The organism is Paenibacillus sp. 2TAF8 (assembly GCF_052114825.1).
Lineage (GTDB): Bacteria > Bacillota > Bacilli > Paenibacillales > Paenibacillaceae > Paenibacillus.
On the sequence record NZ_JBFRFN010000024.1, the window covers coordinates 23,192 to 35,014 of the forward strand.

Below are 11,823 nucleotides of genomic sequence, written 5' to 3' on the forward strand. Positions count from 1 at the left end.
TTCCCTTCTTTCTCTCATGGATGTTACCGCTTTCAGGGATCATTTTAGTCGTTCTAAAAGCCATCGATTGATGAATGTGTGAATAATGGCAGCCTTGCTTAGATTTAGTTTTGTGAGATGGTGCAACTAAAGATTTCTGATCCACGGAATGATTGCTCCGTACCATCTGGAAGCTTAACTATTGCTGATGTCCCTACAGGTAATTTAGCTTTTAACAAAAATTGATGCTCCTCAATATGCCATTCGATCTCAATCAATCCCTGCTTGGTTGCCACACTACCCTTCGCCCAGTCTAGTTTACCAATGTGCGGTTCAATTCTAATGGTAGTTGCTCCCGGATCAGCGGGTGTTACACCTAGAATAGTAGCCGGGAATTCAGCCAGTGGAACAGCACTCCAAGCATGACAATCGCTTCTTGGATTCACTTCCATCTCTGGAAGCGTCGTCAAACCTTGTGAAGCGAATACACGCCAGCGATCCCACAGTCCAAATATTTTATGCTGTAGCCCCACTTTCTTTAAAGCTTGAATCATTAAATACGAGAACGGCAGCGTTACCCGGTGAATTTGCTCTTCCAGTGTGCGTTCCATCAGTCGTCGGGCTTCTTCTCCTTCGATTGCTCCTGCAAGGATCGATATAATCTGAGTGTGCTGACTATATATCTCCAGCCCAGGCATGTCGCGAAATAACTGACGTTCTTCTGACCAGGCAAGCTTTCTCAAGGCATTACACACTTGTTCTGCTCTCGATTCCATTGTTGATGCAGCTTGACTCCAGCCTGTAGCATGTAATAATGTTGCGGATTTCCTTAACGCTGCTGCATACATGAAACTCAGCAAAAACATGGGACGATCCACGCTCTCAGGCGGCGCACCGAGCGGCCATGCGTCAACCCAATCGAAGTAGGTCCAGTATCGGTTTGAAGTAACACCAACGATTCCGTCATCCGTTAACCTTGTATGAAACCAATCCATTAATTCAATGATGGCAGGCCGATATTGCTCCACTAATTGCAGGTCCCCATTAAACTCAAAATGCTCTGAGATCATATCTACCCAGTAAAGTGAAAAAGATGGAATGACTTGAGGCTCAACCGACGGGAAACGTGCCTGAAGTAATCCGGAAGGTTGTCTCGAACGATAAAAATCTTCTATGGTTCGCCTTGCCATTCTGTCATCGCCGCTAACATTATACGTAAACAGCATCATGAGTCGACTATCCATGGCATACTGCAGTTGTTCGTAATAAGGGCAATCCTCATAAGTTTCGTGCATACAAAGTTGTAAGGTTCGAACGCTTAGATCCCATATCGTGTTAAGTTCTTGATCTGAAGATTCAAATTGCGCTTTTACTTCTAATGGATATCTGGTTTCTCGGTATGAAAACTGCAACAATTCAAGTGGTGTATCTTCTGTTTCAATTTCCAAACGAACGTAACGAAATGTTCTGAACCAGAAGGGCTCGTAGACTTCATCCGTAACAGTTTCATTTACTTGTCCTGCAACAATATAGGTATCGAATTCACCCATTAACTGTCCGGTGTTATCTTCTCGATCTCCTTTTTTTCGCTGCATTTCAGTGCTCTCGTGAGGTTCATAACACTCGGCGCCCATCATTCTCACTTTAGCACCTCGGCCATTACGCATCCGTATGTTGAGATAAGCGGTTGTCAATTCTCCAGCATCTAAATCCAACTGGATTTTATGTCCGCTTGGGATCACCAGCAAAGATGTGTTATCGAGTGAATTTTGTAGAAACCGTTCAGTCTCTTCGACTCCAACTCCCGTTGCTTTTGTTACTTTAACAAATTGTTTCTCTTCTTCGTACATAAATGGTATTGGTCGAGGTAACAAGTTCCATGGACTAAGAATCCCGGCAAATCCACGTGTTTCGGCGAACGGGATAGCATGTTCCCAGCTCGAATCATCATAGTCGGGGAACTCCCAACCCTGCGGTGCTCCATTCCCTTCTACTTCTTCTATGCCCCCCATCCAACGGATAAGCTGTTTAGACACATGTCGGTAACCTTGATGACGGTAGGTACGCCAGTTTGCATCAGAGTGGAGTGGCATTAATTCAGTGCTGTTTTCGTCTCGTAAAGAGGCCTCTACTAACAGACCAGCAGATTGTGAACGCCAAATGGAAATAGGACCTCCCTCTCCAATTTTGAATGGTTCCATCGCAGGATAACGGAGAACCTTTACTGCAAGTACGTTGTTACCTGGAAAAAGATATTCACTTACATCTACGGATTCGTAATATGTAGTATGCATATCGCCTTTACAAGGGCCGATCGAAACGGATTTACCGTTAACATAGAGTCTGTATCTGCTATCTGCAGAAATATCAATCACTAATTTGGGTGATATCGATTCACCGATGTGAAAGCTTTTTCTGAAATACACAAGGCGATGTTCAGTATTTGCCTGCTCCTCGGGCTGTCTGACATCCCATATCCATTTCCCTCTCCAGTACCGGTTCTCTTGAACAGAAGCTTCACCATATTTCTGAAGCTTCTCGTTTAAGGAAGTCCCCCGCCCTTTTTCACCTGAGAACTGAACTGTACCCATGTATGGTAATGAGATTGATCCAGTACACGTTTGATGTTGAAAAGTAAGTTCGAGGTCATAAGTCTGACCTGATTCATCTAATCCGGTTGCCAAAAGTATATTTTCTTCCAAACGAACCTTTTCAAAAGAAAGGTTTAGATTCATTGGTTCCGTTTCTACTGCAAGTTGAACGACTCCGTTACTGTCTTTAGTGATCGTAAAAACAGCATAAAACTGAAGGTAAGGCGTTTTAATGGTACCATTCCATAATTCATACATGTGTTTAATTCCTTTCTTTTTACTCTTCAGATCGAAGCCTTAAATCCGTATAAATTGACTGTAATATTTCTTTGGATATAGGCGAATGAGGAAATGAAGAGAGCATTTTGAGAGTAAAACCTTTGACATAATCAAGGTGGGGAGACTGTACCAGTTCTGGAAGATATCTATCCAGTATTGCTCTAGCCTTGTCGTCACTCAACATATCTCCCAAAGTCGAAAATGATTCCCATTTAGGATTAGTTGTAATAAATCCCCTTTTCTTGAACCATTCCTCGCACAAAACTGGCCAATGCTGAGCTTCAAGATGATCTTCTGCCAAGCCAATTCCATGCATGCCACTTTCGAACAGATGTAATGCAAACGGAATATTGTGCTTACGAAGCCCATTTGCGAACAGGAGACTGTTTTCCAAAGGTACACCGTTATCTTCAACCGTATGCCATAAAAACGCTGGTGGTGTATCTGCAGTAATTTGCTTTTCATTGGATAATAGATTCAGTAGATTGGGATCTGTTTGCCGTTCTCCCAAAAGAGCTTCTCGACTGCCTTTACTGGTAAATTCATCGTTCATTGTGATGACTGGATAGCCAAGGACCATGAGATCTGGACGACTGCTTTGCTGATGGATTGGTTCATTAGAAAGAGGGTCTCCCAAATCAAAATGGGTCCCTGCGGTTGATGCAAGGTGACCTCCTGCGGAGAATCCCATGATACCAACCCGTTTCGGATCCACATTCCATTCAGATGCGTTTGCTCTAACAAGACGGATTGCTGTCTGAGCATCCTCTAATGGAGCAGGATGTTGGTGTGGAGATACTCTGTAGTTCAATACAAAAGCCGAGATACCAATACGATTAAGCCATAATGCGACTGGCTCCCCTTCATGATAAGCTTTTGTGGAATAAGCACCACCTTGACAAACAATCATGGCAGGGAAATGGTTATCTCCTTTTAAAATATATGGTGTCAGCAAATCCATAGTGACCCGCTCCTAGCATGTGATGGATATATAATATAAATTTTAGCGGACAGATCTAGTACGGAAAATAACTATATCTTAAGGTCGAATAATTAAATCTGAACTAGTTGTTATATTTCACAATCATGATCAAGTGGCGAACGTTATCTTAAACAAAAAAAAGGCACTTCTCTGAAGAAGTACCTTTAAGCTATATTATCCGCAAGACATATCTCTGGCTAGACAACGGATAAACTTTTAATAATGCTGAGATTTTAAACACTATAAATAAAGCTAGCTTCTTTATTTTGAAGCATATATCGCGCATCTATTATCTGAATGTTGCTTGCATGAGTTAGAGCTTGAAACTCTGGCCAGGCAGTAACAATGACACAAATATCACTACCTGCTACGATTTCATCCAGGGAGTTTGCCATCTTTAATGGATAACCGTAGTGCTCTTCAAAATTCCTCATAGCCATCGGATCATAAGCAGTGAGATTCGTGCATCCCTCATCCAGAAGTGCTTCGATAATCCCTACAGCAGGGGATTGTCTAACATCATCGCTGCCAGGTTTGAAAGCTAAACCGAGTATGCCGATTTGTTCATCCCGATGTTTTAGATTTCTGATTATTTTTCTGACCGTGTGTTCAGATATATCAAGATTTACTTCCATGACAGCGTTTAATATCTTTGCTTCAACACCATGTTGACTTGCCGTATTTTTCAGAGCAAGAGTGTCCTTAGGTAGACAATATCCTCCAAATCCGCACCCGGGATACACATAATTAATCATTCCAGCCGGAGCACCTGACCACCGTTTATCCATGTGTAAGAGGCGGAATAACTCAGGTATATTCACCTGCCCTATATGTTCTGCAATTAGCGCCTGCTCATTTGCAAAGCTGATCATCGTTGCGAGCAATGCATTGGAAGAAAATTTAAGCATTTCTGCTGTTTCTGCGGTCACTTGGGCACATGGCACGGCAAAACTTTCATAGAGCTTTACAAGTAAATCTGACGTTACCCGATCTAATTCACCTATGATGATTCGATCAGGATGCATAAAGTCATGCCAAGCGTTACCTTCTCTCAAAAATTCCGGATTGTATGCCAAGCCGATATGTTGTCCAACTCTAAGTCCGCATTCCTCTATAACTGGTTTGATCTTGGTGCGCATTGTGCCTGGGGGTATAGTTGATTTAATTATGATGCTTTGATAAGAATCTTTGGGTGAAAAGCGACAAATGTCTTTGACTACATTAAGCAGCATAGATAAATCAAGGCCTGCTCCTTCAAGGTAAGGAGTCCCGACACATATAAAAATCAGTTTAACATCGGAAAGGGATTCCTCCAGACTGTCACACAGTACTAAATTTTCATTCAAATGTTTGTTCAGCATAGTAGATAAACCTGGCTCATGAAATGGAAGCTCACCCTTGCTCAATTCTATTGTTTTATAGATATCCGCGTCATATGCCTTTACCGAATATCCCTTTTCCGCAAACCCCAGCGCGGCGGTTAGTCCAACAAAACCTAATCCAACAACAGTAATATTTATGAAATCTCTCATCTTCATCTCCCCACCCCGCAGCTGATCAAGTAACGCCGAATTCCTTGTTCTAATCCGATTTCAGGATTAAAACGCAGTATTTTTCTCGCTTTTTCAATACTGGGGCATCTTCGTTGAGGGTTATGAGTCAAATAATGGGGATCAGCTGATTCTTGATATGTAACTGCAGGAAAATACCCTGTTAGTTCCCTTGAACATTCAGCAAATAGTTGTGCCAGACGGGATACGCTGATTTCTTGGGAATCGGCTCCAATATTAAATACATCAAATTCAGAATGAGTTATGACTTTAAAATACCCCACGATGGCATCCGCAATGTAACAATACGTTCGGGTTGGTGTACCATCTGATAGAATATCAATTGCTCGCTTTTCTTTAATTGCTTTGGCAAAGTCAGCAGCAACTCTCTGATCACTCAGCTCAAGCCCGGGACCATAATTGTTGAAGGGGCGAACAATACGCACCGGGAGCTGATGCTCTTGATCATACAACGAGCAGATCGTTTCTCCCATCCGCTTGGACTCATCATAACAAGCCCTCGGCCCAATAGTAGCTACATTACCGTTGTATTGTTCTGAGGTTGGTATATGCTCTGGATCGGGATTACCATAAATCTCGCTGCTTGAAAAATATAATATGCCTTTCGGTTGGTTAGACAGACAAGCATGTAACAGACGCTGCAGGCCAAATACATTAGCCTCCAGCGTACGCAGCGGATACTTCCGGTAAAATGATGGTGATGCGATGGATGCCATGTGAAAGATATAATCAGTCCCTGAGATATAATCAGAAAATGAATCCGTAGTCACGTCAAAGACAACTGCAGTCACGGGCTCCCCTTCGGCTTGAAGCCGTTCAAGCCATGAAGGGATTCCTTTAGGAAAACGATCCAAAACAGTAATATGTTTAATCGGTGTGCCTGACCTGTTTATATGTAAAAGGGCAAGCACGAGGTAGTAACCAATAAAACCTCCACCTCCGGTAATTAAAAACCGACATCCTGAGAATAAATGTCTCTGCTCCAATTTTTGAGTTATATAGCCCAAGTCTTCTTCAATGATTTCATTTCCGAAGAAACCAGGCTCCCATTGAAGGTTGAATGTACGAGATTGGTCATGTTCTATTGAATCTAACCCCATATTTTCCATGGTGCATTCCCTTCCTCCCATAATTGTTCCAATTCCTGTTTGTCCCGAATCGTATCCATACACGCCCAATAACCTTCATGATAATAGGCCATTAATTGCCCCTGAAGAGCAAGCTCTGGTAATACATGGCGCTCTAACTCTGTCTGATCTCCATGGATATAATCCAATACCTCTGGCTCCATAACAAAAAAACCTGCGTTTATCCATTCATCAGATAACTGTCCCTTCTCTTGAAAGGAAGTTACTGTACGATCCTGACATTTCATTATGCCAAAGCGGGCTTTGGGTCTAACTGCTGTTACGGTTACAAGCTTGCCATGACTTTTATGGAAGCTTATCAGCTTATGAAGATCGATATCTCCTATACCGTCGCCATAAGTTAACATAAAGGGTTCATCGTGTAGACGCTGTTTCAATCGCGCTATTCTTCCCCCGGTCATTGTGGCTTGTCCCGTATCGATTAGATTGATTTTCCAGTTCAGTTTTGTTGCTGATAGTAAATCGGTTTGATTTTGATCCAGACTCACCGAGAAATCGTTATATAAAAACGGGTAATCCAGAAAATACTTTTTAATATAATTTGATTTATATCCCAGAGCGAGCTCGAACTCATGAAATCCCTGCGAACTATAGATATGCATAATGTGGCACAAAATTGGCATGTCACCGATCTCAACCATAGGTTTAGGGCGTACTCTCGTTTCCTCTGCAAGTCTTGTACCTAAACCTCCGCATAGAATCACTGTTTTCATTAGAAGTGACTCCCTTCGTTTCCGGTTTCGCGATTCATTGTTGCATGTTGCTGTGCGTATTCCATAATCGTTTGATGCCATACCATTCGTTCAACACTTAAATGTCCTTCAGCTTGCTGATCATCAGGGTGAAGACAGCGTTTGGCGAATGCCTGTAGTTGATTCACATAATAATTCATGGGTTCAAATTGTTTTAAATACGTCTGCGGATTAGAATCGTTCAGACGAATTTTCAAGCTGTAGAAGCCTGTTAATGGTCTGAAAAAGTTCGGGACAACCACTGTTGCCCGCTCGAAGTAAAGCGTATGCATGGCTTTATAAGGGAGTTCGAATGAAGTCAAAACATTCGCTTCAAACCCATTGCCATATCGAAGTTTGGCATTAAACGTCCAGTCACAGCCATCCGGGCCATCAAAATTAGAAAAAGCTGAAGCTTGACTTCCATTCAGACCTACTAGTTGCTGTATCCATTGAAGCCAGTAACAACCAAGGTCATTAAAGCAGCCTCCGCCCTTGAGTTTCACACTACGATAATTATCACGATGACCATTCGGTGCTGGAATGCTAATACGGGTTTCGGTCCGATGTAACAAGCCGTATTGGCCTGAGTTCACAATGGTTTTGAGAGCAGATTGCCAGGGATGATGTGCAGTTATTATCCCTTCCATGAAGACGAGTGAAGGAGATTGCTTCAGGGCACTTGCAAGCTGCTGGGCATCCTCTTTCCCTAATCCTGCAGGTTTTTCTACGAGCACATGTTTGCCAGCCTCAAGTGCACGTAAAACCCATTCCATATGGAGGTCATTGCTGAGTGCAATATAAACCGCATCAACATGCGGATGCTGTAGTACCTCCTCAAGAGAGTGCAGGACATGAGGGATGGAATATCGTTGGGCCAGGTGAAGCGCCTTCGAGCGGGTACGATTAGCTATTGCCGCTACTTCCACCTGTGGTATATGCGAAATGACATCCAAAACAGCACGGCTAACGATAGCTGCACTGCCAAGTATGCCAAGCCGGCAAGTTTTTTTGTTGAGCTCGTTCATATATGAGTCAGCGACGATGAGCCATGCAGATATAATACATTGCATTTTGAACAGGCGGGTGACAACTGTTTTCCTAATGTCGTTCGTATTTGATCATAAGCTTTGGAATGCCAAATATCCGATAATGATTGATCATGCAAGTTGCCTACAGAAAATTCGGAGAAAAACTTACAGGCACTTACATTGCCTGTTGGTGTAATATCTGCTCTTGTGCTCAGCGCCAGACAATTCGAAGCACAGCGTGAAGTCATTGAACGGCCGCTCACGAAATCTTCAATTTCATCAAAGTCCAGTCCAGGCTGATATCGAATTCGTGTTTTCCATGTATGTTCATTAATTGCCCTGAGATCCATCATTAATGCTGGAATATGCTCGGGTTTGATGTGATATTTAAAAGCATGCCAGCTGCTGCGGTGTTGATGGTCCATGGGATGAAGCCAATTGAATTTTTCCTGAAAAAAGGTATCCATTTCTGCCGATGTTTCATGTGAGATATACCAGGGGAAGCATAATAAAACTAGATCGATCCCTTTTTCTTCAAAGAATTTCATTAATGGATGTAGTTGACCAATCATACTGTCGTTAATGACCGTGTGTATCGATATTTTCCCCTGAAACTTTCCTTCTTTACGCAGTTCCATCAGCCGGTCGATCTGCTTCATCACTTTGTCAAAGGATCCTTTTCCACGTATCAGATCATGTTCTTTCTCGAACCCTTCAATGGCAATAAGTAACTCAAGATGAGGTGAGATACGACACAACTCATCTTCAAATTTCTCGATCAGGTATGCGTTAGTACAAATCGTTGTTTCTCGGGGGTCTTTTTCAAGCAAGTCGAGAATACCACGAATATCCCGGTGGAAAAGTGGCTCTCCACCCCATAAATACAGTCTGGACTTCGTATGATGAGTTTCTTCCAATACTTGCTGAAAAACAGTAAGGTCCATGTCCATATTTTGTTCCGTTTTATCCATATCATGATGGTAGCCCGACTCATTCCACTGGTAACAGTGCTTGCACCGCAGATTGCATCGATTGGTCAGTTTTAATGCAACCACTTCAGGCATGTCCATCTTAAACGAAGGGTTTAGCTTTCGCTCTCTATGCGGAATAACCACATTTCTCATCGTTCGCTTCAAAATCTCAAATGATTTATCATCCATTTCTACCCGACTTTTAGGCTGCATCATATCTCTTCCTTTCAGACTGAGATTTTGTTTAAAAATTTATGTTCGCGTTTTTGCCATTTACGGTTTTTCGTTATAAAACAGGCAGCAACCTTGGCATATAGGCAAAAGATGCTTACGAAGGTAACGCCGATATTGCTTGTACTTCTCACCTCTCCAGATCGCAGCAATGCTCTCGTCATTAACGTTGCCCAGCGTAAGATCATAATAAGCATGACAGGACGTAACATCACCTCTGGCGTTAATTTCTGTACTGATCCACGGAAAAGGGCAGCGTTTTTTGATATGCGTCATCGAATGCCAGTCAGCGGAGAAGTATTTCCTGATGTTATCCTCCGACATTTTTTGAGGGTAGGTATTCATATATTTGTTGTTTTTTTCGCAAAATTCAGCTAGACGCTGAACTTGCTTCTCAATCAGACCCGCGTCAATGTCAGAAAAAATTGCTGGATCACAAACAAATCCTTTGGATAGAGGCGCCTCTTGCACTCCAAATTCTTTTCTGAGAATCCCGCTATACTGTTGATGGTTTTCCTCCGTTATATAAGCCTGCAGCTCAATACTGATGCAATCCAGCTTGGAAATATCAATGGATTCAAAGAAAAATCGTTCCAGATGCCGGTGATTTGCAGGTGTAACGACTGTACTAATCCCGATCTGCGGGTACGCACTTCCTGCTTGTTCTCTTAAGGAAAGCAGTTTGTTGATTCCGCGAATAGCTTTTTTAAACACACCCTTACCACGCTGAGCATCATTAATTTCTTCCGGACCATCAAGTGAAATCCATATTCGCTCAGGCGGATATTGAATTAACATCTCTGCATGTTTCTCCAAAAGCGTTCCATTCGTCGGAAAATGAACTTTACTCCCTGCTTCATGAATGGCCTGAAGGATTTCACCAATTTGAGGATGCAGCAGAGGCTCCCCTCCGTAGAGCTCATAGTAAGGTTGTGCGGGTTTACAGGTTGCGATAATATCACGAATCACATCGATACTTAACTGGTTTAAAACCTTATACTCACGATAAGGACCGTTCTCTCCCCATTCGTAACACATTCTGCATCGAAGATTACAGCTCTCAAGCAGTTGTAAAAAAACCCACTTGGGTAATGAGACATCAAGATTCGGCATGGTTATTGTTGATTCAATCTGCATGTAATGCCTCCTTCTCGGAATGAATGAAGCGGCTCATATATTCTGTTGGATAATCTTGAATCTGTTGTCGTCTAGAGATCAGATTATGAGCAAATTGTGCTAGTAGATCTTTGGAGTAACCCTGCTCAGCCCATACGTTGTACGGTATGCCAAACCCGTTTTCCTCCCAGATGGATGCATTGCGCTTCTCATGCTCACCAAATGGTTCAAGCATAATAAGTGGTGTGCCTGATGCTAAAGAATCCATCAAAGCCCCTGCACCAGGCTTGGATACAACCGCCATAGCTTGGCGAACCAATCCGTAGAGTCCGTGATGTTCAATGGGTGTCTCATAAACAAAAGGTTTACCAGAATCCGTAACAACGTAGGGAGGAAATGTGTGCAAACCAGACTCGTCTCTGAACCATGTTCGCCAGTGAGGATCATTCATTACATAGCGTAAACCTGGCGTATTTGAAGGAACCACCTCATCTTCTGTGTATGCTACAATATCCAAGTCATACCCGTGTTCGGTGTCCAGGAGCTGACGAAGCTTTTCCCTGAAGGTTCCAATGCCCCATCCTCCTCCATGAATAACGAGACGGCTTGGCCGTTCTTCATATGGAACCGACGGCTTGTCATCCACATCAAGTCGATACATAATCTCAAGCCTGTTCGGATGATACAGCGGAATTTCCCGATAAAATGAGGCATAGTCCGGTTTAAGCTTCAGTAATTGTTTCCATGAGGGGGATAGACTGGAGTCCACATACAACAGATCCACGTCAATTTCATCCTTTGTTCGTTCACGCAGAATATCCAGCAAGTGGACCCAATGCCCGGACAACACGATAAATCGAGTACGTCCTTCCTCTAGCCACTGGTTAAGTAGAGACTCTACTGCAGCCAAGTTCAGACTTTGGCGAATGTCTCCAGGTATTCGTTGTGATGCAAGAGCGACAGCGAAATTTTCACGATAAGCCTGTCTGCTTTGGTCTGTTTTGAATTGCTTGTCCTCATCCATCATGTTTTCGAATACTTCAATGCAGGTTTCCAGACCGAGTTGCTGCAACCTTCTTGCGATGATTAGCCCTGGGATATAGAACCCCAATCCAAAACCGGAACATAATATAGTAATCTTTGGACCCATTTGCACCGTCTCCCCTAGAATAATAAGCTTGGATTCCCGACAA

General features: G+C 42.9%; 9 protein-coding genes. All 9 read right to left on the reverse strand.

Translation table 11 applies throughout. The features are described from left to right. Positions 1-104 precede the first annotated feature (104 nt). Complete coding sequence (locus tag AB4Z30_RS25115; protein ID WP_441930162.1) at positions 105-2,828, reverse strand: alpha-L-rhamnosidase-related protein; 2,724 nt, start codon at positions 2,826-2,828, stop codon at positions 105-107. 19 nt (positions 2,829-2,847) lie between these two features. Beyond that, positions 2,848-3,810, reverse strand: a complete 963-nt coding sequence (locus AB4Z30_RS25120) for an alpha/beta hydrolase (protein ID WP_441930163.1) — start codon at positions 3,808-3,810, stop codon at positions 2,848-2,850. 254 nt (positions 3,811-4,064) lie between these two features. After that, positions 4,065-5,363, reverse strand: coding sequence for a UDP-glucose dehydrogenase family protein (locus tag AB4Z30_RS25125; RefSeq protein WP_441930164.1), 1,299 nt, complete (start codon positions 5,361-5,363; stop codon positions 4,065-4,067). A gap of 2 nt (positions 5,364-5,365) precedes the next feature. Continuing rightward, complete coding sequence (locus AB4Z30_RS25130; RefSeq protein WP_441930165.1) at positions 5,366-6,511, reverse strand: NAD-dependent epimerase/dehydratase family protein; 1,146 nt, start codon at positions 6,509-6,511, stop codon at positions 5,366-5,368. Next, positions 6,493-7,263 carry a glucose-1-phosphate cytidylyltransferase gene (gene rfbF / locus AB4Z30_RS25135; protein WP_441930166.1) on the reverse strand — a complete coding sequence of 257 codons (771 nt, stop codon included), beginning with the start codon at positions 7,261-7,263 and terminating at the stop codon, positions 6,493-6,495. Before rfbF ends, AB4Z30_RS25130 begins: the two co-directional genes overlap by 19 nt. Next, positions 7,263-8,309 carry a Gfo/Idh/MocA family protein gene (locus tag AB4Z30_RS25140; RefSeq protein ID WP_441930167.1) on the reverse strand — a complete coding sequence of 349 codons (1,047 nt, stop codon included), beginning with the start codon at positions 8,307-8,309 and terminating at the stop codon, positions 7,263-7,265. Before AB4Z30_RS25140 ends, rfbF begins: the two co-directional genes overlap by 1 nt. After that, on the reverse strand, positions 8,306-9,496 hold the full coding sequence (locus tag AB4Z30_RS25145) for a radical SAM protein (protein WP_441930209.1): 1,191 nt from the start codon (positions 9,494-9,496) through the stop codon (positions 8,306-8,308). Before AB4Z30_RS25145 ends, AB4Z30_RS25140 begins: the two co-directional genes overlap by 4 nt. Before the next feature lie 60 nt (positions 9,497-9,556). After that, positions 9,557-10,651 carry a radical SAM protein gene (locus AB4Z30_RS25150; protein ID WP_441930168.1) on the reverse strand — a complete coding sequence of 365 codons (1,095 nt, stop codon included), beginning with the start codon at positions 10,649-10,651 and terminating at the stop codon, positions 9,557-9,559. Next, entirely contained in the window at positions 10,641-11,780 is a 1,140-nt protein-coding gene (locus AB4Z30_RS25155; protein WP_441930169.1) for a UDP-glucuronosyltransferase, read from the reverse strand. Before AB4Z30_RS25155 ends, AB4Z30_RS25150 begins: the two co-directional genes overlap by 11 nt. Between the last annotated feature and the right edge of the window lie 43 nt (positions 11,781-11,823).

Excerpts from the sequence above, each read along its gene's own strand:
- AB4Z30_RS25115 (WP_441930162.1), bottom strand. The coding sequence starts at position 2,828 with ATGTATGAATTATGGAATGGTACCATTAAAACGCCTTACCTTCAGTTT.
- AB4Z30_RS25120 (WP_441930163.1), bottom strand. The coding sequence starts at position 3,810 with ATGGATTTGCTGACACCATATATTTTAAAAGGAGATAACCATTTCCCT.
- AB4Z30_RS25125 (WP_441930164.1), bottom strand. The coding sequence starts at position 5,363 with ATGAGAGATTTCATAAATATTACTGTTGTTGGATTAGGTTTTGTTGGA.
- AB4Z30_RS25130 (WP_441930165.1), bottom strand. The coding sequence starts at position 6,511 with ATGGAAAATATGGGGTTAGATTCAATAGAACATGACCAATCTCGTACA.
- rfbF (WP_441930166.1), bottom strand. The coding sequence starts at position 7,263 with ATGAAAACAGTGATTCTATGCGGAGGTTTAGGTACAAGACTTGCAGAG.
- AB4Z30_RS25140 (WP_441930167.1), bottom strand. The coding sequence starts at position 8,309 with ATGAACGAGCTCAACAAAAAAACTTGCCGGCTTGGCATACTTGGCAGT.
- AB4Z30_RS25145 (WP_441930209.1), bottom strand. The coding sequence starts at position 9,496 with ATGCAGCCTAAAAGTCGGGTAGAAATGGATGATAAATCATTTGAGATT.
- AB4Z30_RS25150 (WP_441930168.1), bottom strand. The coding sequence starts at position 10,651 with ATGCAGATTGAATCAACAATAACCATGCCGAATCTTGATGTCTCATTA.
- AB4Z30_RS25155 (WP_441930169.1), bottom strand. The coding sequence starts at position 11,780 with ATGGGTCCAAAGATTACTATATTATGTTCCGGTTTTGGATTGGGGTTC.